The organism is Mycobacterium sp. E2327 (assembly GCF_001672675.1).
GTDB lineage: Bacteria > Actinomycetota > Actinomycetes > Mycobacteriales > Mycobacteriaceae > Mycobacterium.
In genome coordinates this window covers 1-21291 of record NZ_LZKE01000139.1, presented here as the reverse complement: position 1 = coordinate 21291, position 21291 = coordinate 1, and the positions used below count along the sequence as shown (strand labels likewise).

22 protein-coding genes are annotated in these 21291 nt (G+C 70.1%); 10 read left to right on the top strand and 12 right to left on the bottom strand.

Going from position 1 to position 21291, the window contains the following annotated elements; translation table 11 throughout:
* Nucleotides 1-228 precede the first annotated feature (228 nt).
* Nucleotides 229-1398, bottom strand: coding sequence for a glycosyltransferase (locus A5712_RS16440; RefSeq protein WP_068107127.1), 1170 nt, complete (start codon nt 1396-1398; stop codon nt 229-231).
* A 59-nt stretch (nt 1399-1457) separates the two neighbouring features.
* Between A5712_RS16440 and A5712_RS16435 the strand changes: the two genes are divergently transcribed.
* A complete protein-coding gene (locus A5712_RS16435) occupies nt 1458-2378 on the top strand; it encodes a cation diffusion facilitator family transporter (protein WP_068107125.1) in 921 nt (306 codons plus the stop codon).
* Here the strand turns inward: A5712_RS16435 and A5712_RS16430 are convergent.
* Together A5712_RS16430 and A5712_RS16425 are read right to left on the bottom strand one after the other, a co-directional pair.
* Nucleotides 2375-3328 carry an alpha/beta fold hydrolase gene (locus A5712_RS16430; RefSeq protein WP_068107123.1) on the bottom strand — a complete coding sequence of 318 codons (954 nt, stop codon included), beginning with the start codon at nt 3326-3328 and terminating at the stop codon, nt 2375-2377. The two genes, A5712_RS16435 and A5712_RS16430, sit on opposite strands and share 4 nt — an antisense overlap.
* Nucleotides 3325-3780 (bottom strand): hypothetical protein, encoded by a 456-nt coding sequence (locus A5712_RS16425; RefSeq protein WP_231982144.1) that lies wholly within the window; start codon nt 3778-3780, stop codon nt 3325-3327. Before A5712_RS16425 ends, A5712_RS16430 begins: the two co-directional genes overlap by 4 nt.
* 283 nt (nt 3781-4063) lie before the next feature.
* On the opposite strand from A5712_RS16425, the gene A5712_RS16420 reads away from it, so the two are divergent.
* A complete protein-coding gene (locus tag A5712_RS16420; RefSeq protein ID WP_068107119.1) occupies nt 4064-5089 on the top strand; it encodes a methyltransferase in 1026 nt (341 codons plus the stop codon).
* Nucleotides 5090-5095: 6 nt separating this feature from the next.
* Here A5712_RS16420 and A5712_RS16415 read toward each other — a convergent pair whose 3' ends face one another.
* The 4 genes from A5712_RS16415 to A5712_RS16395 all read right to left on the bottom strand — a co-directional run bounded on the left by A5712_RS16415 (nt 5096) and on the right by A5712_RS16395 (nt 8684).
* Nucleotides 5096-5473, bottom strand: coding sequence for a DUF732 domain-containing protein (locus tag A5712_RS16415; RefSeq protein WP_068107117.1), 378 nt, complete (start codon nt 5471-5473; stop codon nt 5096-5098).
* A gap of 48 nt (nt 5474-5521) precedes the next feature.
* Entirely contained in the window at nt 5522-6448 is a 927-nt protein-coding gene (locus A5712_RS16410; protein ID WP_068107115.1) for a cytochrome c oxidase assembly protein, read from the bottom strand.
* A 310-nt stretch (nt 6449-6758) separates the two neighbouring features.
* The gene (locus A5712_RS16400; protein WP_231982143.1) at nt 6759-8249 is read right to left on the bottom strand and encodes a sodium:alanine symporter family protein; all 1491 of its coding nucleotides are present in this window, start codon (nt 8247-8249) and stop codon (nt 6759-6761) included.
* Between the two features lie 102 nt (nt 8250-8351).
* Complete coding sequence (locus A5712_RS16395; protein ID WP_082973477.1) at nt 8352-8684, bottom strand: DUF732 domain-containing protein; 333 nt, start codon at nt 8682-8684, stop codon at nt 8352-8354.
* Nucleotides 8685-8783: 99 nt separating this feature from the next.
* On the opposite strand from A5712_RS16395, the gene A5712_RS16390 reads away from it, so the two are divergent.
* The 3 genes from A5712_RS16390 to A5712_RS16380 are packed head-to-tail and all read left to right on the top strand — an operon-like array spanning nt 8784 to nt 10558.
* A complete protein-coding gene (locus A5712_RS16390) occupies nt 8784-9521 on the top strand; it encodes a Clp protease N-terminal domain-containing protein (RefSeq protein ID WP_068107111.1) in 738 nt (245 codons plus the stop codon).
* A gap of 21 nt (nt 9522-9542) precedes the next feature.
* Complete coding sequence (locus A5712_RS16385; protein WP_068107109.1) at nt 9543-10052, top strand: hypothetical protein; 510 nt, start codon at nt 9543-9545, stop codon at nt 10050-10052.
* A complete protein-coding gene (locus A5712_RS16380) occupies nt 10040-10558 on the top strand; it encodes an N-acetyltransferase (RefSeq protein ID WP_068107107.1) in 519 nt (172 codons plus the stop codon). The genes A5712_RS16385 and A5712_RS16380 overlap by 13 nt, the downstream gene beginning before the upstream one ends.
* Here A5712_RS16380 and zapE read toward each other — a convergent pair.
* A complete protein-coding gene (gene zapE / locus A5712_RS16375; RefSeq protein ID WP_068107105.1) occupies nt 10515-11591 on the bottom strand; it encodes a cell division protein ZapE in 1077 nt (358 codons plus the stop codon). The two genes, A5712_RS16380 and zapE, sit on opposite strands and share 44 nt — an antisense overlap.
* On the opposite strand from zapE, the gene A5712_RS16370 reads away from it, so the two are divergent.
* The 4 genes from A5712_RS16370 to msrB are packed head-to-tail and all read left to right on the top strand — an operon-like array spanning nt 11590 to nt 15700.
* Nucleotides 11590-12345, top strand: coding sequence for a pyrimidine reductase family protein (locus A5712_RS16370; protein WP_068107103.1), 756 nt, complete (start codon nt 11590-11592; stop codon nt 12343-12345). The genes zapE and A5712_RS16370 overlap by 2 nt on opposite strands.
* Nucleotides 12346-12369: 24 nt before the next feature.
* Nucleotides 12370-13929, top strand: a complete 1560-nt coding sequence (locus A5712_RS16365) for an alpha/beta fold hydrolase (RefSeq protein ID WP_068107100.1) — start codon at nt 12370-12372, stop codon at nt 13927-13929.
* 13 nt (nt 13930-13942) lie between these two features.
* Nucleotides 13943-15280, top strand: coding sequence for an arabinofuranan 3-O-arabinosyltransferase (aftC, locus tag A5712_RS16360; protein ID WP_231982142.1), 1338 nt, complete (start codon nt 13943-13945; stop codon nt 15278-15280).
* 9 nt (nt 15281-15289) lie between these two features.
* A complete protein-coding gene (msrB, locus tag A5712_RS16355) occupies nt 15290-15700 on the top strand; it encodes a peptide-methionine (R)-S-oxide reductase MsrB (RefSeq protein WP_068107097.1) in 411 nt (136 codons plus the stop codon).
* A gap of 188 nt (nt 15701-15888) precedes the next feature.
* Here msrB and A5712_RS16350 read toward each other — a convergent pair whose 3' ends face one another.
* Complete coding sequence (locus A5712_RS16350; RefSeq protein ID WP_068107096.1) at nt 15889-17379, bottom strand: PE family protein; 1491 nt, start codon at nt 17377-17379, stop codon at nt 15889-15891.
* A gap of 202 nt (nt 17380-17581) precedes the next feature.
* Between A5712_RS16350 and A5712_RS16345 the strand changes: the two genes are divergently transcribed.
* On the top strand, nt 17582-18862 hold the full coding sequence (locus A5712_RS16345) for an amidohydrolase family protein (RefSeq protein WP_068107132.1): 1281 nt from the start codon (nt 17582-17584) through the stop codon (nt 18860-18862).
* Here the strand turns inward: A5712_RS16345 and A5712_RS16340 are convergent.
* From A5712_RS16340 to A5712_RS16330, 3 genes are all read right to left on the bottom strand, one after another.
* On the bottom strand, nt 18859-19566 hold the full coding sequence (locus tag A5712_RS16340; protein ID WP_068107129.1) for a class I SAM-dependent methyltransferase: 708 nt from the start codon (nt 19564-19566) through the stop codon (nt 18859-18861). The genes A5712_RS16345 and A5712_RS16340 overlap by 4 nt on opposite strands.
* A 63-nt stretch (nt 19567-19629) precedes the next feature.
* The gene (gene hemQ / locus A5712_RS16335; RefSeq protein ID WP_068107094.1) at nt 19630-20325 is read right to left on the bottom strand and encodes a hydrogen peroxide-dependent heme synthase; all 696 of its coding nucleotides are present in this window, start codon (nt 20323-20325) and stop codon (nt 19630-19632) included.
* A 5-nt stretch (nt 20326-20330) separates the two neighbouring features.
* On the bottom strand, nt 20331-21291 hold a 961-nt coding region (locus A5712_RS16330), incomplete at its 5' end, for an FAD-dependent oxidoreductase (RefSeq protein WP_068107092.1).

Sequence of the window (21291 nt, the reverse complement as noted above, 5' to 3'; positions counted from 1 at the left end):
GGCGGCGGGCTCTCCGGCGACGGCTCGGAAGGCGGCGGCTGTTGCGGACAGTCCGGTTGGTAGATCCACACACCGCCGGTGCGCGTCCACGTGATCCCGCAGCCGAGCGGCAGCACGCCGGGTGCATCCGCCGGCGCGACAACGCTCGCCATCACGCCGGTAACCATGGCCGGAAGAATCAGACGCGAGACGAGCCACCCCATTTTCCAAGCGTGGGATACCCGAGGGCTACGCGCAACTCGAAGCAGCGTCTTCGAGCAGATCGCCGGCGCGGGCCACGCTTTCGGCGGACTTGGTCATCCGGGCGGCGACGGCGCGGGCCCGCGCGGCGTAGTCCGGGGCGAGGATGCGGCGCAGGTCGGCGACGAGCGATTCCTGGGTCGTCATCGAAAGCTGGCGCGCGGCACCGACTTTCAGTCGTTCGAGGCCGGCCGCCCACATCGGCTGATCGAGCCAGAGCCACAGCGCCAGGGCCGGGATTCCGGCCCGCAGACCCGCCGCCGTCACACCGGCGCCGCCATGGTGCACGACGGCGCGGCACGCCGGCAGCACGGCCGCATGGTTGACCGAATCGACAATCGTGACGTGATCGGGGCGCGGCAGATCGGCAAAGTCGTTGGGGCCGCTGCAAATCAGCGCCCGCTCCCCCAGCTGCGCGCAGACCGCGCCGATCATGTTGACCAGCTCCGCCGGGGCCGAGACCGGCGTGCTGCCCAGGCCGAAGCAGATCGGCGGCGTCCCTTCGGCGATCCAGGACAGGACCTCGTCGTCGGCGTCGGAGGGCAACTCGAGCGTCAGCGCGCCGACGAACGGGCGCCGGGCGTCCGCTTCCACCCAGTCGGACGCGGGCCCGGGCAGGCAGAGCTCGTCGTAGGCCTGGATTTCCAGCGACGACGTGGGCGGGGCCGCGTCGGGCAGGCCGAGCGAGCGGCGCTGGGCCGCCGCGACGTCCTTGACCAGGTTCGAATACAGCACCCCGGTGGAGAACACGCGCGTCGGGAAGAAATGCAGCGCGGCCAGCGGAATGCCGCGATACTCCGCCACGGTGGCGGCCAGCTCCTGCTCGTTGAAGCCCGCCAACAGAAGGTCGGCGTCGGTGGCCAGCGACGTCAGCGTCGCGGTCTTGTCCGCCCAAACCCTGGTGAGTTGCTCCATCACTTCGGGCAACGCGGCGAACGGGTTGTCCACCTTGCGAACGAATCGCTCGGCGGAATCCATCCGCTCGCGCGTGTCCGCTCCGTAGGCCACCGCGGTCAGCCCGGCCGACTCGACGAAGCCGAGCTTGTCGGGCGAGACCGCCATGCGAACCTCGTGGCCCCGGCGCAGCAGCTCGCGGCCGACGGCCACGCAGGGCTCGACGTCGCCCCGGCTTCCGTAGCCGGCCACCACGAACTTCACGGACGGAACCTAACGCACCCAAGTGGTGGATCGCCCAACGCGCGGGCATCCTTGGCGGTATGCACGTGATCAACGGAGTCCGCGACCCCGCGGCGAGCTTTCCCCTCGAGACCCTGGCCGACGATGCGGGCGAGCGCCGCCAGGCCGACCGCGCCGTCGCCGTCAGCGCGGTCGGGCTGGCGCTGACCGGCCTCGTCGAACTGGCCATCGCGCTGGTGTCCGGGTCGGTGGCGCTGCTCGGCGACGCGCTGCACAACCTGTCGGACGTCTCGACCAGCGCCCTGGTCTTCGTCGGTTTCCGGGCGTCCCGCAAACTCCCCACAGAGCGTTATCCGTACGGCTACGAACGCGCCGAGGACCTCGCCGGCATCGGTGTGGCGCTGGTGATTTGGGGCAGCGCCGCGGTCGCCGGCTTCGAGAGCGTCACCAAGCTGCTCCGCCACGGCGGGACCGGGCACGTGGGCTGGGGCATCGCCGCCGCGGCGGTGGGCATCGCGGGCAATCAACTGGTGGCCCGCTACAAGCTGGCGGTGGGACGGCGGATTCGCTCGGCGACCATGGTGGCCGATGCCAAGCATTCCTGGCTCGACGCGCTGTCCTCGGCCGGGGCGATGCTGGGCCTGATCGGCGTGGCGCTCGGCTGGGGCTGGGCGGACGCGGTCGCCGGAATCGTCGTCACGGCGTTCATCTGCCACGTCGGGTGGGAGGTGACCGCCGACATCGCGCACCGGTTGCTCGACGGCGTCGACCCGGAAATCATCACGACGGCCGAAACCGCGGCCGCCTCGGTTGCCGGCGTCGTGCACGCGCACGCGCGGGCCCGTTGGACCGGGCGCACCCTACGGGTCGAGGTCGAAGGCTTTCTCGACCCGAAAACCCCACTCGCGGAGGCCGATCGCGTCGGTCGCAGCGTCGCGTCCGCGCTGACGCCTCTGATTCCCGAGATGCACAGCTTCAGCTGGACCGCGCGGGCCGCCTAAACCCGTTGCACCGGAAACGATTCGACGACTTTGATCAGTGCGTCGGGCGCTTCCCAGTTCAGCAGGTGCCCCGCGTCGGGCACCGTGACGAGCCGCGCGCCGGGAATGCCCGCGGCGAGGCGGCGCGAATGGCTGGCCGGCGTGGTGCGATCCGCGGAGCCGACCATCACCGCCGTCGGTACCGATATTTCGCCCAGGCGCGGATACCGGTCCTCCTGCGAGAAGGCCCGCACGATCGGCAGCAGCGGCCCGTGTTCGTCCAGGTGCTGGTTGAAGAAGTCGACGAACACCGAGACCATCGTCGGCGCGGGGCGCGTCCCGCACTGCGCGGCACCGAACAGCGTCGCGACGGTGTCGTTGCGCATCATCCGTTGCAGCACACCGTATTGCAGCAGCGGAATCTGCAGCCGGTTCTGCGGCGCCCCGTCCAGGATGCGGCCCGCCCAGGTGGCGAACAGCACCAGCCCGCGCAGCCGGGGCGCCACGTCGGCGTGGTCGAGCACGGTGCGGATGGTGACGAATCCGCCCATCGAGTGCCCGACGAGCACGCCGTCGCGAACGTCGAAGTGCTGCAGCACCGCGGCGAGGTCGGCCGCCATTGGCTCCGACCCGATGCCGTCGGAGCCGAGCGTTGAACGTCCGTGCCCGCGCTGGTCGAACGCGATGACGCGAAAGCCCCTGGCCTGCAGCTCGTCCCACACGAAATTCCACTCGAGGATCCGGGCAGTGTAGCCGTGCACGAGAACCACCGGCGGCCCCTGCCCAGCGACCAACGCGTTCAAAACGGTGCCGTCGGGCCGGGTGATGGAGACCTGCTCACCCTCGGGCTCGGCCACAAGCCGTTCGCGCGGAAGGGGATCCGGGTTGCGCGCTATTCGCGACGCCATCGCCCGCGTGGTTCCCCAGCCCAACAGGCCGGCCGCGCCGAGCGAGGCCAAACCCGTTCTCACGACGGCCTCGCGGCGCAGCAGTCGGGCAGCCCGCTCTTGATTGCGGCGTCCTGCTTCTTCGCAAGATCGAGCGCAAAGTCCGACGGCACGGGATCGTCCGGCGGGCTCTCGAATTCGAGGACCGCAAAGACCTTGCCCTCGGTGAACATCACGATCGCCTTCGACTTCGCGCCGTCCGGCGACGGGCCGACGGCGAGCTGGCCGCCGGTGCCCACGTCGGCCGGTGTCGGCGCCGCCTTCACACTGAGCTCCTGAATCCCCTTGGCGCTCTGGTCGAGCGCCTGCGATGCCGCGCCGGCGTCGGGATAGACGTAGATGGTGTCGTCGACCTTGCGGGTGCCGGCCTGATTCATGAACACGCCTTCGGTTCCCGCCGGATTGGGAACCGGCAGGGTCTGCGACAGGGTGAACGTATCGCCGGGCATGACGATGTCGGTCGGCTTGATCAGCATGCTGCTGTAGTCGAAGGGCCGCGGGGTGGCGCTGCTCGACGGCGGCGCGGCCGAGCTCGACGTGGTCGAAGATGTCGCCGACGCCGGTGCCGATGACGGGCTGGACGACTTGTTGCTTTGACAGCCGGTGGCCGCGGCGCCGACCACCAGCGCGCCCGCCGCGATCCCGGCCGCCATAACCGATGCCTTGCTCACCATTGGCTCCTGTCGCCGTGGTCGGCGGTTGCCGACGTCACGCGCAACATAGCGGATGCCGAATCCCTTCCGTGATAAGAATCCGCACATGACTTCACTCGACAAGCCGGCGGCCCACCCCGCGGAGGCCATGCAGGAGCTCGTCCTGGCCGCCTGGATATCGCAGGGCATCACCGTCGCCGCCGACCTCGGCCTCGCCGACGCGCTCGCCGCCGGCCCGCTGTCCCTCAACGAATTGGCCGGCCGGGTGGGTGCCGATCCCGACGCGCTGGGCCGGCTGCTGCGCGCCCTGATCAGCAAGGGCATCTTCGCGCGGCGCGACGACGGCCGCTACGAGCTGACACCGCTGGCCAATCAGTTGCGTACCGACGTGCCGGCCTCCATGGCCGCGATGGCGCGGTTCGTCGGGTCGCGCCAGCACCGCGAGCACTGGAGCCTGCTGACGGACGCGATCAAGACGGGCACGTCCGGCGTCCCGGCATTGCGCGGCAAGAGCTTCTTCGACTACCTGGGCGACGAGCCGGAGTTCGCACAGATCTTCAACGACGCCATGACGGGCCTGTCGGGGTTGTCGATCGGACCGGTCGTCGACGCCTACGACTTCACCCGGTTCGCCACGATCGTCGACGTCGCCGGCGGCCACGGCCGGCTGCTCGCCGCGATCCTGGCAGCCGCACCGGACGCCCACGGCCTGCTGTACGACCTGCCCGAGGTCATCGCGGGGGCGTCGGCATTGCTGCGGGAAAACGGTGTGGCAGAACGGGTCCGGCTCGCGGAGGGCTCCTTCTTCGACGGCGTGCCGGCCGGCGCGGACGCCTACGTCCTCAAGCACATCATCCACGACTGGGACGACGAGCCGTCCGTTCGAATCCTGCGCAACATTCGGTCGGCCGCCGCCCCCGGGGCCGCCTTGCTGCTCGTCGAGACGGTCATGCCCGAAGACGACGGCGAGTCGGTCGCCAAATGGGTGGACATCGAAATGCTCGTCATCAACAACGGCCGCGAACGCACCGCCGCGGAATACCGCCGCCTGTTCGACGAGGCCGGTTTCGAGATGACGGGCGTCATCGACACCGCGTCGCGGTTCAGCATCATCGAGGGCCGCGCGGTCTAGCCGGGGCTAGTCGCCGACGGCGCCTTCGGGCTTGGGGCCACGGCCCTCGCCGGTGATGTACTTGGGGCAGTAGGCCCCGACCGCGATCACCGTGAACTTGGCCGCCCCGTTGCCGGTAAACCCGTTGCGCTGCTGAAGGTTTCCGATGATTTCGTCCTCGGTCGCCCCGGTGTCCTCCAACTGGCACAGCGTCTTGGCGGCCGATATCGCGGCGTTCGGGTCCTGGTAGGAGATCCCGGCGAATTTGAGCGCGGTAAGGAAGTCCGCGTCGGTGGCCGGGTCGCTAGCGGCGGCGGCGTTCGGGTCGGCGTCGGGGTCGGCGTGCGCCGGAGCGGCCAGGCCGAGCACGGCGACCACGGTTGCTATCCCCCACAGCAGTCTCATGACGCCGCCATCGTGCCAGACTCACCCCGCCGCCGCATCCCGGGCGACCTAGCCGCGCCTGAATCGCTCGCGCAGTTGGGGATCGTTTTCCCACCACAATCCCGACGGCTCGGCGCTTTCGGTCTCGGTCGCTTCGGCCGCGTCCAGCTCCGCGTCCACGGCGACCGCGTGCGCCTTCTCGTCGCGGGTCAGGGCACGCATCAGCAGCAGCACGAACGGCCAGCCGACCAGGTCCCCGAGAATCCACAGGACGCCCGCGCCGATCGTCTGATCGAGGCGCTGATCGGGACCCCAGGATCGGTGCAGTTGCGCGTAGTACGCCGCGCCGATCAGCGAGCCCTGCCAGACGACCAACCCGAGCACCCCGTCGCCGAGGGCCTCGACGACGGTGATCAGCAGCGAGATCGCCTGGGAGTACCGGCGCGGAACGGGGTCCGCCTGCAGTCGGGCGTAGAAGTAGCCAAAACCGATCGCTACCAACAGGATTCGGGTGGCTGCGCCGACCCACTCGTTCTGCAGGGACGCGGTGTACCAGGGCGTCAGGTAGAGCAGCCACGGCGTGCCCAGCATCGCCAGCGACGTGGTCAGCGGGTGCGCGAGCACCCGCGCGAACCGGCTCGCCAGCAGCCGGTCGAGGCGGTCGCGCCCGGGTTGGCCGAGCGCGTCGCGCAGCACGGTGACCGGCTTGGCCTGCGCGATGAAGAACGGCACGACGTAGAGCAACAGCAGGACCTGCAGCGCGCGCACCCAGAACAGGGCGTAGGCGTAGACGCCGATCGCGCTCATCGTCGCCAGCGCCCACAGCGCCACGCCGGCCCAGAGGCAGCCGGCCTGCGCGGATCCCACGCTCCGGCCGCGCCGGGAACACCAGGCGTAGGCGGCGGCCACCAGCACGATCGCCACCGCGGAGGCGAGGTCCAGCTGCCAGCTCTGCACCAGGGCGGACCACGTCAGCGGGCCCGGATCGACGCGCATGGTCCTTAGCTTATTGCCGGCTCAGCCGCCGCTTCGGGGCTCGCATGTAGATTGGTTGCTAAGACGTTCGTCCAGAGCCCTGCCACCATCGACATTTTTCGTGGAGATGAGCAGCTCACGAATCGATCGCACGAACCAATTTGAGGACCCCGCATACATGAATTCGTCCGAATTGTTTTCCCACCGCTACGAACCTGAGGTCGTCCCCGACGCCGCTCGCGATTCGGAACCGGTGCAACTTCCTACCTTCTCCGACGGCCCGAAGAGCGACTCCGCGACCAAGACGCCCCCTTCCTGACCCGGTCGTCGGCTAAGCCGCGGGCCGGCTCAGCCGCAACGACTCGGGCAGCGCACCGACCTGCCGGCGCTCCGGGACTTCCCAGATGTCGCCGGCGAGCGTGCCGGGCAGCCCGGCCTCGCTGGCGATGAAGACGGGGTGGCCGCCGCGCATGGACTGGCGGTGATAGTCGCGCACCGTCGCGAACGCCCACTTGCTCAGCAGGCAGATCGCGACCAGGTTGGCGATGGCCATCAGCGCCATCGTCAGGTCGGCGAGCGCCCACACGAACTTCAGCTGGGAAATGGCGCCGAACACGATCGCCCCCAGCGTCACGACTTTCAGCGCGTTGGTCGCCAGGTGCCGTCCGCCCAGGAAGAACAGGTTGGCCTCGGCGCACACGTAATTGCTGAGCACCGAGGCGAATCCGAACACGAAGACGACGGCGGTCATCACCGCCGTGGTCCACGATCCGAGGCCGGCGGCGATCGCCGACTGGGTCAGGCTGGCGCCCGCGATCGAGCCGGTGCGCGCCGGGTCGTAAACGCCCGGGCCCGCCATGAGCACGATGAACGCCGTCGCCGTGCAGATCACCATGGTGTCGACGAAGACGGCGAGCGACTGAATCAGGCCCTGCTCCACCGGATGTGACACCGTCGCGGCGCCCGCGATGTTGGGCGAACTGCCCATCCCCGCCTCGCACGCAAACAGGCCGCGCTTGACCCCGGTCAGCATGGCCGTCGCGATGCCGCCGGCGAAACCACCCGCCAGCTGCCTGATCCCGAAGGCCCCACCGACGATCTCCTCGAGCACCCCCGGCAGCGCGGAGATGTTGACCGCCACGATCGCCAACGCCAGCGACGCGTAGGTCAGCGCGGCGACCGGGATGACCCATTCCGCGAACCTGGCGACGCTGCGCACCCCGCCGAACAGGACCGCCGCCGCCAGCACGGCCAGACCCATTGTCGTCCAATCGATGTCGACGCCGTGCGACGACTTCAGCACCCCACTGATCGCGTTGGTCTCCACCATGTTGAACGCGGTCGAGAACGTGACCACGAGCAGCACGGCGAAGAAGACGCCGCCCGCCCGCGAGCGCAGGCCGCGCTGGATGTAGAACGCCGGGCCGCCCCGGAAGGCGCCGTCGCCCGAGCGGACCTTGAAGACCTGGGCGAGGGTGGCCTCGATCAACGCGGTCGCCATGCCGACCCCGGCCACCACCCACATCCAAAAGATCGCGCCCGGCCCTCCCACGGTGAGCGCGATCGCGACGCCGGCGATGTTTCCGGTGCCCACCCGGGACGCGAGGCCGACACAGAAGGCCTGAAAAGACGAGATCCCACCGTCTTGGCGATGGGACCTGCGGAGCTGGCGAAGCATGCGCCCGAAGTAACGGATCTGAATGAATCGGGTGCGGACCGTGAAATAGACGCCGACGCCGATCAACAGGTAAACGAGGACATGACAACTCAGGGCATTGCTCAGCGGGTCGATGACCCGTGACTGAACGAAGTCCAAATCCATCCCCCACCTGGGCCGCTGTTCGCAGCAGACTAAGCGCGAAATGTTGACGTCAGGTTTCGTTAACCCGCCGTTGGCCAGCGTGTTTGTAAAGATCCAGTGACGCTACGAGGCGCCGTCGACCTTCCCGCCGCTGGCGGCCAGGCTTTGCGGGCAATACACGTTGGCCGCGATCGCGGTGAACCGGGCCGCGTTGTCCCCGTGCAGCCCGGGGTTCTGGGCCTGGATCGTCTTGACGACGTCCACCATCTGCGTCCCCTTGCTCACCGCGTCGCACACCCACTTCCCGGCACCGATTGCCGGTCCCGGGTCGGGGAAGGTGATGCCGGCCGCGCGCAACGAGGTGAGGAAGGCGTCGTCGGTGTAGTCCGCCCGCGCGGGCGCGGCCATCCCGACCAGGGCGACAAGGCTCGTCAGCGTGAGAATCAGCGGTTTCACAGCCCCCTGATCGTGCCAGAGGGGACGGACGGCCGCACCCCAAATGGGGCGTCAACTTGAGGTTGACAGCCTCGCGTTCGTCAACCTACCGTTGACGGCATGTCCGAACCGACCCCGATCGCCTATCCCGTTCGCCTCGACGAGCTCATCAACGCCATCAAACGGGTGCACCCGGACGTGCTGGACCAGCTCGCCGACGCCGTCCTGGCCGCCGAGCACCTCGGCGAGGTCGCCGACCACCTGATCGGGCACTTCGTCGACCAGGCCCGCCGGTCGGGCGCCTCCTGGACCGACATCGGCAAGAGCATGGGCGTCACCAAGCAGGCCGCCCAAAAGCGGTTCGTCCCCCGCGCCGAGCCCACCACGCTAAACGATGAACAGGGCTTCGGCCGCTTCACGCCACGTGCCCGCAATGCCGTTGTGGCGGCCCAGAACGCCGCCCACGAAGCTGGCAATTCTGAAATCACACCAGACCATCTATTGCTCGGCGTCCTCAGCGACCCGGGCGGGCTGGCCACGCTACTGCTACAACGGCAACAGGTTGATGTCGAGGTGCTCCGGGCCTCTATAACGCTGCCCCCGTCCACCAGCGAACCTCCCAAACTCATCCCGTTCAGCGGCCCGGCGCGCAAGGCGCTGGAGCTGACCTTCCGCGAGGCACTTCGGCTGGGCCACAACTACATTGGCACCGAACACCTCCTGCTAGCGCTGCTCGAACTCGAGGACGGCGCGGGGCCGCTGCACCGGTGCGGCGTCGATAAGGATCGGGTTGATGACGATGCCGCGGCGGCGCTCGAAGCATTGGCCAGCGGCAAGAACCCCTCCCCTTCGCCGTAGCGCCTGTGCAATCATGCGAGGATGCACCGCTGGCTGATTGCCTTGTCCATCTTGATCGTCGCGGTCGCGAACGTCTCCGCGCCGCGCGCGTGGGCGGGTGACGCGCCGATCGGTCACCTCGGTGACACCCTGCGCGTGGACACCGGCAAGTACATCGCCGACGTCACCGTCAGCAGCGTGGCCCCGTGCGACCCACCCCCGGGATTCGGCTACACCCGCGAGGGCGTTCCGATCAAAAGCTTCCCGGGCAGCACCGTCGACCGCGCCGACGTGACGGTTCGCGCGGTCCGGGTGCCCAATCCGTTCATCATGGCGACCGAGTTCAGCTTCGACGGCGTGACCCCGTTCGCCGACGCCTACAAGCCGCGGGCCTCCGACGCGCCCGACGCGCTGGACAACGTCCTCGTCAACGCGCCGAACGGGGCGATCGTGCGCGGCGCGGTGTATTGGGACGCCTACCGCGACCCGGTCTCCACCGTGGTCCTGCTGGACAAGAAGACGGGCTATCACCTCGCGCAGTGGAATCTCTGACGCTCGCGACGGGTTCGGTTGACGCCGGGGACCTGGCTACCGTTGCCGCGCAAACCTTTCCGCTGGCCTGCCCGCCCGAGACGGCCCCTGAAGACATCGCGTCGTTCATCGATGCCAACCTGTCGGCGGCGCGCTTCGCGGAATACCTGGCCGATCCGGACCGCGCGGTCATCACCGCCGCGCGGGACGGCCGAATCATCGGCTACGCCATGGTGATTCGTGACGGCGCCGACTCCGCCGAGCTGTCGAAGATCTACGTGCTGCCCGAACACCACGGCACCGGGGCGGCCGCGGCGCTGATGGAGCTCAGCGTCGCCACCGCCGAGAAGTGGGGCGTGCACCGCGTCTGGCTGGGCGTCAACCAGGCAAACCAACGCGCGCAACGCTTTTACGCCAAGCACGGCTTTACGGTCAACGGCACCAGGACCTTTCGGGTGGGCGCCCGCCTCGAGAACGACTACCTCATGGCTCGCGAGCTTGGGTCAACGCCACCAGCCGCGACGTAGCCCGCAGATATTTCTTTCGATAGCCACCAGCCAGCATCTCCTCGCTGAACACGGTGTCCAGCCGCGCACCGGAGGCGACAACCGGGATGCCGGCGTCGTAAAGCCGGTCGGTCAACGACACCAGCCTCAGGGCCACGTTCTGGTCGTCGATGCCGTGCACGCCGGTCAGGAACACCGCCGTCACGCCCTCGATCAGCGTCAGATACCGCGACGGGTGCATGGTGGCCAGGTGCGCGCACAGCGCGTCGAAATCGTCCAGCGTCGCCCCGTCGACGGTCGCGGCGCGCGCGGCGACCTCCTCGTCCGACAGCGGCTGCGGCGCCGGCGGCAGCCCGCGATGCCGGTAATCGGGCCCCTCGATCCGCACCGTGGTGAAAATGCTTGCCAACGTGTTGATCTCGCGAAGGAAGTCCTGGGCGGCGAAGCGGCCCTCGCCGAGCTGCTCGGGCAGGGTGTTCGAGGTGGCCGCCACCGACACCCCCCGCTCCACCAACGAGGAGAGCAGCCGCGAGATCAGCGTGGTGTTGCCGGGATCGTCGAGCTCGAACTCGTCGATGCACACCGCCGTGTAACCGGCCAGCATGTCGATGCATTCGACGTAGCCGAACACCCCGGCCAGCTGGGTGAGCTCGCCAAAGGTGGCGAACGCCTTGGGCGTTGGCGGCTCGGGCCCTTCCCCCGGCAGCTGGTAGTAGGCCGAGGCCAGCAGGTGGGTCTTGCCCACGCCGAAGCCGCCGTCGAGATACAGCCCGACGCCGGGCAGCACGGCGCGCTTGCCCAACAGTTTTCGGCGGCCGGCCCGCCGCTCCACGGCCTGCCGGCAGAAGTCCTGGCAGGCCGCGACGGCGGCCGCCTGGCTCGGTTCCCCCGGATCGGGCCGATACGACGCGAAGCTCACCTCGGCGAACGTTGGCGGCGGCCGCAATTGGGCGATCAATCGCTCCGGCGACACGGTCGGATGCCGATCCACCAGATGCCCCACGCGGCCCCCGTGCATGCACGAACTGTAGCGGCGTGCTGCAATCAAGCTCATGCCAGAGACCCGGTTGACGCTGCTCGGGTCGACGCGGGAAATCGACGACGCCGAACTCGCCCGCCTCTACGGCTATCCGGACACCGACGGCACGTGCGTTCGGGCGAATTTCATCACCAGCGTGGACGGCGGCGCCACCGCCGACGGCAGCAGCGGCACCATGGGCGGGCCGGGCGACCGGCACATCTTCAACCTGCTGCGCGAACTGGCCGACGTGATCGTGGTCGGCGCGGGCACCGTGCGCATCGAGGGCTATTCCGGCGCGCACCTGGCCGTCGCGCAGCGGCAGGCGCGGCAGACCCGCGGGCAAAGCGAGGTCCCGCAGCTGGCGATCGTCACCAAGTCCGGCCGCCTCGACCGCGACATGGCGGTGTTCACCCGCACCGAGGTGCCGCCCCTGGTGCTCACCTGCGCGGCGTCGGCCGCGGAGACGAGCCGGCGCCTCGGCGACCTCTGCGAGGTGCTCGACTGCTCCGGCGCCGATCCCGGTCAAGTCGACGAGGCCGCCCTGCTGGCGGCCCTGGCGGCGCGCGGAATGCGCCACGTGCTGACCGAGGGCGGGCCGATGCTGCTCGGCGCGTTCGTCGACCGCGGCCTGCTCGACGAGCTGTGCCTGACGATCGCGCCCTACCTGGTCGGCGGGCTGGCCCGGCGCATCGCGACGGGCCCGGGCCAGGTGCTGACCCGGATGCGCCGCGCCCACCTGCTCACCGACGACGCCGGCTACCTTTACGCCCGTTACGTCCGGGGCTGAAAAGTCGAAGCTACTGTGGTCGGCATGAGTCGGCAGATCGCGTCCGCCACAATCCTGGTGGCGGTGGGCGCGCTGATCGCCGGCTGCGTCCCCGGCCTGGGCGCGGACCCGCGCTTCGCCACCAATTCCGGCGCCCGCCCCCAGGGCGTGCCCACCTCGAAACCCCAGCCGGCCGGTCCGCCGCCGATCGCCGCCCCCAAGAACGACCTGTCCTGGCGCGACTGCACGGCGAAGGTGTTCGGCGACGCGGCCGTCCCCGCGGCGCCCGGCGTGCAGCTGGACTGCGCGAACTACGACGCCGACCTCGACCCGACGGGCGGCGGGTCGGGAACGCTGAGCATCGGCGTGGTCCGCGCGCGCTCGGACAAGACGCCGCACGACGCCGGGCCGCTCGTCTTCACCACCGGCTCGGACCTGCCGTCGTCGACGCAGCTGCCGGCCTGGCTCGCCCGGGGCGGCGCCGACGTGCTGCAAACCCACCCGATCGTGGCCGTCGACCGCCGCGGCATCGGCATGTCGAGCCCCATCGACTGCCGCGACCAGCTCGACCGCCAGGCCATGCGCGACCAGGCCCAGTTCCAGGCCGGCGACGACCCCGTCGCCAACCTGTCCGACATCTCCAACACCGCCACCACCAACTGCACCGACGCCATCGCCCCGGGCTCCTCGGCCTACGACAACTCGCACGCCGCCTCCGACATCGAGCGGCTGCGCAGCCTGTGGGACGTGCCGGCGGTCGCGCTGGTAGGGATCGGCAACGGCGCTCAGGTGGCGCTGGCCTACGCCGCGTCGCGGCCCGACCGGGTCGCCCGGCTGATCCTCGACTCCCCAATTGCCTTGGGCGTCAACGCCGAAGCCGCCGCCGAGCAACAAGTCAAGGGCCAGCAGGCCGCGCTCGACGCGTTCGCCGCCCAGTGCGTCGCAGTCAACTGCCCGCTGGGCCCGGACCCCAAGGGCGCCATCAGCGCGATGCTGGCCGACGCCCGCGCGGGCAAGGGGCCCGGCGGCGCGCCGGTGTCCGCGGTGGCCACCGCCATCACCGTCGCGTTGGGCTTCCCCTCCGGCGGGCGCGTCGGCGCCACCCAGAGCCTGGCCGGCGCGCTGGCGGCCGCCCGCTCCGGGGACGCCAACCAGCTGAACAACCTGATCGCCCACGCGTACGCCCTCACCGACTCGGACGGCCAGTTCGTCAACTCCTGCAGCGATTCCATCAACCGGCCGACCCCCGACCGGGTGCGCGAGCTCGTGGTGGCGTGGGCGAAGCTGTATCCCCAGTTCGGCACCGTCGCCGCGCTGAACTTGGTGAAATGCGTGCACTGGCCGACGATTCCGCCGCCTGCACCGCCCAAGGACCTCAAGGTGGACGTCCTGCTGGCGGGCGTGCAGAACGACCCGATCGTCGGCAACGAGGGGGCCGCCGCGACCGCGGCCATGATCATCAACGCCAACGCGGCCAGCAAGCGGGTGATGTGGCAGGGCATTGGCCACGGCGCCAGCATCTATTCGCCCTGCGCCGTCGCGCCGTTGATCGGCTATCTCAACAGCGGCAAACTGCCCGGGACCGACACCTACTGTCCCGCCTGATACTTTGCGCTTCGTGACGGCAGCTGACTCGACCCGAACCGGCCTGCGCGATTCGCTGTTGGCCGCGTTTCGTCCCCGCACCGGCGCACCGAGCACCGCGACCGTCGTGCGGTCGGTGTTGTGGCCGTTGGCCATCATGTCGGTGCTGCACCGCAGCATCATCCTCACGCTCAACGGCAACATCACCGACGATTTCAAGCCGGTCTACCGGGCGGTGCTGAACTTCCGGCGCGGCTGGGACATCTACAACGAGCACTTCGACTACGTCGACCCGCACTACCTGTATCCGCCCGGCGGCACGCTGTTGATGGCGCCCTTCGGGTACCTGTCCTTCACGCCGTCGCGGTATCTGTTCATCGGAATCAACACCGTCGCGATCCTGCTCGCCTGGTACCTGTTGCTGCGGTTGTTCAAATTCACGCTGTCCTCGGTGGCCGCGCCCGCCCTGCTGCTGGCCATGTTCTGCACCGAAAGCGTGACGAGCACGCTGGTGTTCACCAACATCAACGGCTGCGTGCTGCTGGCCGAGGTGCTTTTCCTGCGGTGGCTGCTGGACGGCCGGGTGGGCCATCAGTGGTGGGCAGGCGCGGTCATCGGGCTCACGCTGACGCTCAAACCCGTGCTGGGACCGCTGCTGTTGCTGCCGCTGCTGAACCGCCAGTGGCGGACGCTGGTGCCCGCCATCGTGGTCCCGGTCGTCATCAACGCGGCCGCGTGGCCGTTGGTCAGCGATCCGATGGACTTCGTCACCCGCACGCTGCCCTACATCGGCGGCGTCCGGGATTACTTCAACAGCTCGATCGAGGGCAACGGGGTGTACTTCGGGCTGCCCACCTGGCTGATCGTGTTCCTGCGGGTTCTGTTCACGCTGCTCGCGATCGGCGCGCTGTGGCTGCTCTATCGCTACTACCGAACCCGGGACCCGCTGTTCTGGTACACCAGCTCGTCGGGCGTGCTGCTGCTGTGGTCCTGGCTGGTGCTGCCGCTGGCCCAGGGCTACTACTCGATGATGCTGTTCCCCTTCTTGATGACGGTGGTGCTGCCTAACTCGCTGATCCGCAATTGGCCGGCGTGGCTGGGTGTCTACGGGTTCCTGGCGCTGGACGACTGGCTGATCTACCAACACATGCGGTACGGCCGCGCGCTGCACTACCTCAAGATCACCTACGGCTGGTCGCTGCTGCTGATCGTGGTGTTCACTGTGCTGTACTTCCGCTACCTGGACGCCAAGGCCGAAAACCGGCTGGACGAGGGCATCGATCCGGCGTGGGTGCCCGTTGACCGCGAGCGCGACGCGGTGATCGCAAGCGCCGCGGAGCCGGGCGCAGCGGGTCACCGCCATTCGAGCTAGCGTGGACGCATGACTTCCCCCAAGCTGCAGCTGACCGACGACGAGTGGCGGCAGAAGCTCACCCCCGAAGAGTTTCACGTGCTGCGCCAGGCCGGTACCGAGCGGCCGTTCACCGGTGAGTACACCGACACCAAGACCGAGGGCATCTACCAGTGCCGGGCCTGCGGCGCCGAATTGTTCCGCAGCACAGAGAAATTCGAGTCGCACTGCGGCTGGCCGTCGTTCTTCGACCCGGCGAACTCCGACGCGGTGATCCTGCGCCCCGACCACTCGATGGGGACGACGCGCACCGAGGTGCTGTGCGCGAACTGCCACAGCCACCTGGGCCACGTGTTCGCCGGCGAGGGCTATCCGACGCCGACCGATCAGCGGTACTGCATCAACTCGATCTCGCTGCGCCTGGTGCCGACGGGCGCGTAGGGCGTTCTCCGTTGGCGGGATGTGCCGCTGTGCCCGCCTCAGAGCGACAACGTGATTGGCCGCGCGGTAGCTGCCCGCGCCGCACCCCCGCGAGTTGTCGCTGTGAGGCGGGCAGAAAGCCCACCCCGACCGCCGGGTGACAAAAGTGACGGGGGAGGTGTGAACCGCCCGGCCGGCGCGCCCGGCGCCTATACCCCGTCCATCCCGGGCTGACCGAACAGGCTGCCGCCGGCGCCGCCCCGGCCGGGCGTGCCCGGGGTGGGGCCGCCCCCGGCGCTGCCGCCGTTGCCGCCGTTGCCGACCAGCACGGCGACGCCGCCGTTCCCGCCGTTGCCCCCGGTGACCAGGCCCTCGCCGCCGGCGCCGCCCACCCCGCCGTTGCCGATCGGCCCGGCGTTGCCGCCGGCCCCGCCGTTCCCGCCGGTCGTGTAGCCGAACCCGCCGATCCCGCCGGCCCCGCCCGAGCCGTTGAACCCGGCGCCGTTGCCGCCCGCGCCGCCGTCACCGCCCGTGGTGGCGCCGACGCCGCCCCGGCCGCCCGCCCCGCCGGCGCCCTGGAAGGGGTTGGAGTCGCCGCCGTTGCCGCCGTGACCGCCGTGCCCGGTGACCCCCGTGCCGCCGGCGCCGCCAAGCCCGCCGTTACCGGAGATTCCGCCCGCGGTGCCGCCGTTACCGCCGTTGCCGCCGTTGCCCATGACGCCGGTTCCCCCGGCGCCGCCGATCCCGCCGCCGCCTTCGAACGGGCCGCCCGTGCCGCCGTTGCCGCCGTCGCCGCCGTCGCCCGTGCTGCCGGTGCCCCCGGGGCCGCCGGGTCCACCGTTGCCCCACAGCAGGCTGCCGCCGCCGGCCCCGCCGTTGCCACCGGTTCCGCCGTCCCCGCCGGGGCCACCGAACCCGCCGGAGCCCAGCAGTCCGCCCATCCCACCGGGTCCGCCGGTCCCGCCGATGCCGTTGGGCCCCGCGGGCCCGCCGGCGCCACCGGCGCTGCCGTGGGTCTGGTCGGGTCCGCCGAAGCCCAGCAGACCGCCGGCCCCGCCCGCGCCGCCGTTACCGCCCTGGGTGAGCCCGTACCCGCCGGTGCCGCCGGTGCCGCCGCCGCCGAACAGCAGCCCGGGCCCGCCGGCCCCGCCGTTACCGCCGACGCCCGTCGGGCTGGCGCCGCCGGAGCCGCCCGGGCCGCCGACACCGAACAACCCGGCCGCCCCGCCGTTGCCGCCCGGCGCCCCCGGGGCGGTGCTGTTGCCACCGGCCCCGCCGTTGCCGACCAACAGCCCGCCGGGGCCGCCGGGTTGCCCTATCCCGCCAACGGTGCCCCCGTTGGCGCCGTTGCCGATCAGCGGGCGCCCCAGCACGGCCAGCGTCGGCGCGTTGATGGCGTCGAGCAGGCTGCCCTGCACGTTGGCGGCCTCGGCGCCGGCGTACGCCGCCATGCCCGAAGAAACGTTCTGCACGAATTGCGCGTGAAAGGCCGCGACCTGGGAGCTCAGCGCCTGGTATTCCTGCGCCTGCGCGGAGAACAGCTCCGCGACCGCGGCCGACACCTCGTCGGCGCCCGCCGCGACCACGCCCGTCGTTGCGGCCGCCGCGGCCGAGTTGGCCGCGCTGATCGCCGAACCGATGCCAGCCAGGTCGTTGGCCGCGGCCATCACCAACTCGGGAGCCGCGATCACGAACGACATGGGATACCTCCCCTATCCGATGCGCCATGACCACGAGGTCATTTCCCCCCAGCGCCGCCGGTCTCCGGCAAGAGCGCAGCCTACGCGTTCGGGGGGCGCGACATGCCGGGTTCGACGAGAACCGCTTCCGCCCCTGCCGCCCAGGTTGTACCGTTGCACCAACAGTAAGGGACACAGCTACTCGGCCGGAAAGCGGGCGAACGTGAACAAGGACGATTTGATCCTGATCAGCGTCGACGACCACATCGTCGAACCGCCGGACATGTTCAAAAACCACCTGCCCAAGAAGTACGCCGACGAGGCGCCCCGGCTGGTGCACAACCCAGATGGCAGCGACAGCTGGCAATTTCGCGATGTGGTGATTCCCAACGTGGCGCTGAACTCGGTGGCGGGTCGGCCGAAGGAGGAGTACGGGCTCGAACCGCAGGGTCTCGACGAGATCCGGCCGGGGTGCTGGCAGGTCGACGAGCGGGTCAAGGACATGAACGCGGGCGGGATCTTCGCCTCGATCTGCTTCCCGACGTTTCCGGGCTTCGCCGGCCGGCTGTTCGCCACCGAGGACCACGACTTCGGCCTGGCCCTGTTGCGGGCCTACAACGACTGGCATGTCGAGGAGTGGTGCGGCGCGTATCCGGCGCGGTTCATCCCGATGTGCCTGCCGGTGATCTGGGACGCCGAGGCGTGCGCGGCCGAGGTGCGCCGCAACGCCGAGCGCGGGGTGCATGCGCTGACTTTCAGCGAAAACCCTTCGGTGCTGGGCTATCCCAGCTTTCACGACGACTACTGGACGCCCCTGTGGAAAGCGTTGGTCGACACCGACACGGTGATGAACGTGCACATCGGTTCCTCGGGGAAGCTGGCGGTCACCGCGCCGGACGCGCCGATGGACGTGATGATCACGCTGCAGCCGATGAACATCGTGCAAGCCGCCGCGGATCTGCTGTGGTCGGCGCCGATCAAGAAATACCCCGGCCTCAAGATCGCCCTCTCCGAGGGCGGCACCGGGTGGATCCCGTATTTCCTGGAGCGGGCCGACCGCACCTACGAGATGCACTCGGCGTGGACCCACCAGGACTTCGGCGGCAAGCTGCCCAGCGAGGTGTTCCGCGAGCACTTCTTGACGTGCTTCATCAGCGACCACGTCGGGGTGCAGCTGCGCGACCAGATCGGCATCGACAACATCGCGTGGGAGGCGGACTACCCGCACAGCGACTCGATGTGGCCCGGTGCGCCCGAAGAACTCTGGGACGTCCTTCGCGCCCATGACGTTTCGGAAACCGACGTCAACAAGATGACGCACGAAAACGCCATGCGGTGGTACTCCTTCGACCCGTTCCCGGCCCACCCGCGCGAGCAGGCCACGGTGGGTGCGCTGCGCCGGGCGGCCGAAGGCCATGACGTGTCGATCCGCGCCCTCAGCCATCACAAGAAGGGCGAGCGGGTGTCCAACGCCCTGGCCGAGGCGACCCGCGGCAACAGTTAGTCCACCCGGGTGGCGTGCACCTCCCAGAACGGGGCGTGCACCCGGCCGTTTTCCAGCCACGGCTCCATCGCCCGGAACCGTTCCAGCATCGGCTGCACCTGGTCGGCAATGTCCGGGTTGCGCGCGGCCATCATCTCGATCGACTCGGCGCTGATGTTGACCAGATAGGTCGTCGGGCCCAGGTAGGTGATCTCCCAGCCGTTGGTAGGCAGCACGTCGCGAAAGTCGCTCTCGGACAACGACCGCATCATCTTGAACCCGTTGACGTCATGCTCGCCGAACTCGAACATGTACAGCCGCGCCCCCGGCTTGGTCGCCCGGTGCAGCGCGCGCGCATACGACTGCTGCATCTCGGGCTCGGTGCTGAAGGTGTGGTAGAAGGCGCAGTCGACGACGGTGTCGAACCGGCCGTCGAGCCCGTCCAGCTTGGTGGCGTCGGCCACCTCGAAATTGACTGACACCCCGGCCTTTTGGGCGTTTGCGCGGGCCCGTTCGATCGCGGCCTCCGACCCGTCGATGCCGGTGGCGGAGTAGCCCTTGGAGGCGTAGTAGATCGCGTGGTGGCCCGGGCCGGTGCCCGGGTCGAGCACCTCGCCCTTGACCGCGCCGAGGGCGACCAGCCGCTGGACCACCGGCTGCGGGCCGCCGATGTCCCAGGGCGTGGCGGCGGGCAGCCCGTGCGACATCCGGTCGTCGCGGTACATCTCCTCGAAGCGGGTGGGATCGGTCGGATCAAACGTTGTCACTCTGTCCCCCTCGATTTCGAATTACGGCAATGCGGTGACTAGTTGCTCGACGGGCACCCGGGGCCCGGTGAAGAACGGCGTCTCGGCCCGGGTGTGCCGGCGGGCGTCGGTGGCGCGCAGCTCGCGCATCAGGTCCACGATGCGGTCCAGCTCCGGGGCCTCGAACGCCAGGATCCATTCGTAGTCGCCCAGCGCGAACGCCGGCACGGTGTTGGCGCGGACGTCCTTGTACTCGCGGGCGGCCATGCCGTGTTCGGCGAGCATCCGGCGGCGTTCCTCGTCGGGCAGCAGGTACCACTCGTAGGACCGCACGAACGGATACACGCAGATGTAGGCGCCGGGCTCCTCGCCGGCCAGGAACGCCGGGATGTGGCTCTTGTTGAACTCGGCGGGCCGGTGCAGCGCGACGCTGCTCCACACCGGCGAGCAGGCGCGGCCCAGCGTGGTGGTGCGCCGGAAGTCGGCGTAGGTCGCCTGCAGCGCCTCGACGCGTTCGGCGTGGGTCCAGATCATGAAGTCGGCGTCGGCGCGCAGGCCCGCGACGTCGTAGAGCCCGCGCACTACGACGCCGCGCTCCTCCTGCTGCTTGAAAAACGTCGTCGCGTCGTCGATCACGGCCGCACGGTCGTCGCCGAGCTCACCGGGCCGGACCGAGAACACCGAGAACATCAGGTAGCGCAGCTGGGAGTTCAGGGCGTCGTAGTCGAGTTTGGCCATGGCACCTATCGTGCCACTTCCGCTTGCAGGGCCTCGACCGCGCGCCCGGCCGCCCCGACGCACGCCGGCACGCCGATCCCGTCGAGGTAGCTGCCGGCGACGGCGAGGGTCGGCGGCAGGCCGGCGCGCACCTCGGCGACCACCTCGGCGTGGCCGGGGCCGTACTGCGGCATGGCGTCGAGCCAGCGCTGGACGCGGGCGTCGACGGGGTCGACGGTCAGCCCGAACACGTCGACCAGGTCGCTGAGCGTCCAGCCCAGCAATTCGTCGTCGGGGGTGCCGGCCGCGACGTCGTCGCCGAACCGACCGAACGACAGCCGCAGCTGCTGGGTGTCCCCGCGCGTGCCCCACTTGCGTGACGAGAGCGTGATCGCCTTGGCGCGCAACGGTTCTCCGCTCGCGACCAGGACCCCGGAGCACTGTGGGAACGGGGTGTCGGCGGGCACGGCGAGCGCCACCACCGCCGACGACGCGCTCTCGATCCGGCGCGCCGCGGCGGCGGTGCGCGGGGCGACCTCGCCGAGCAGGGCCGCCACCCGTGGGGCCGCAACGGCCAGGATCACCGCGTCGGCGGGCCAGCGGGCGCCGGTGTCGTCCAGCAGGTCCCAGCCCGGCCCGGCGGGGTCGAGCCGTTGCACCGCGGCGCGGACCCAGCGCGGCCGGGCCCGCCCGACCAGCTCGTCGAGCAGCACCTGGTAGCCGCCGTCGATCGCCCCGAACACCGGCGCGCCGGTGGCCGGCGGCAGGGCTTGCCGGACGGCGTCGGTCAGGCTGGGGGCGCCGCGGTCGAGGGCCGCCGCGACGCCGGGTGCGGCGGCGCGCAGGCCGATCGTGGCCGCCGAGCCGGCGTACACCCCGCTGAGCAGGGGGTCCACCGACCGGGCCACCACCTGCGCGCCGAACCGGTCGCCGACCAAGTCGGCCACCGCGGGATCGCCGCCGGGCTGCCAGGCCAGCGGTCGGCTC

Coding starts and splice junctions, on each gene's coding strand:
- A5712_RS16365 (WP_068107100.1), top strand. CDS start 12,370: ATGAGTCGGCAGATCGCGTCCGCCACAATCCTGGTGGCGGTGGGCGCG.
- A5712_RS16410 (WP_068107115.1), bottom strand. CDS start 6,448: ATGCGCGTCGATCCGGGCCCGCTGACGTGGTCCGCCCTGGTGCAGAGC.
- msrB (WP_068107097.1), top strand. CDS start 15,290: ATGACTTCCCCCAAGCTGCAGCTGACCGACGACGAGTGGCGGCAGAAG.
- A5712_RS16350 (WP_068107096.1), bottom strand. CDS start 17,379: ATGTCGTTCGTGATCGCGGCTCCCGAGTTGGTGATGGCCGCGGCCAAC.
- A5712_RS16400 (WP_231982143.1), bottom strand. CDS start 8,249: ATGGATTTGGACTTCGTTCAGTCACGGGTCATCGACCCGCTGAGCAAT.
- A5712_RS16415 (WP_068107117.1), bottom strand. CDS start 5,473: ATGAGACTGCTGTGGGGGATAGCAACCGTGGTCGCCGTGCTCGGCCTG.
- A5712_RS16340 (WP_068107129.1), bottom strand. CDS start 19,566: ATGTACCGCGACGACCGGATGTCGCACGGGCTGCCCGCCGCCACGCCC.
- A5712_RS16435 (WP_068107125.1), top strand. CDS start 1,458: ATGCACGTGATCAACGGAGTCCGCGACCCCGCGGCGAGCTTTCCCCTC.
- zapE (WP_068107105.1), bottom strand. CDS start 11,591: ATGAGCTTGATTGCAGCACGCCGCTACAGTTCGTGCATGCACGGGGGC.
- A5712_RS16425 (WP_231982144.1), bottom strand. CDS start 3,780: ATGCTGATCAAGCCGACCGACATCGTCATGCCCGGCGATACGTTCACC.
- hemQ (WP_068107094.1), bottom strand. CDS start 20,325: ATGGCCAAACTCGACTACGACGCCCTGAACTCCCAGCTGCGCTACCTG.
- A5712_RS16420 (WP_068107119.1), top strand. CDS start 4,064: ATGACTTCACTCGACAAGCCGGCGGCCCACCCCGCGGAGGCCATGCAG.
- A5712_RS16390 (WP_068107111.1), top strand. CDS start 8,784: ATGTCCGAACCGACCCCGATCGCCTATCCCGTTCGCCTCGACGAGCTC.
- A5712_RS16385 (WP_068107109.1), top strand. CDS start 9,543: ATGCACCGCTGGCTGATTGCCTTGTCCATCTTGATCGTCGCGGTCGCG.
- A5712_RS16370 (WP_068107103.1), top strand. CDS start 11,590: ATGCCAGAGACCCGGTTGACGCTGCTCGGGTCGACGCGGGAAATCGAC.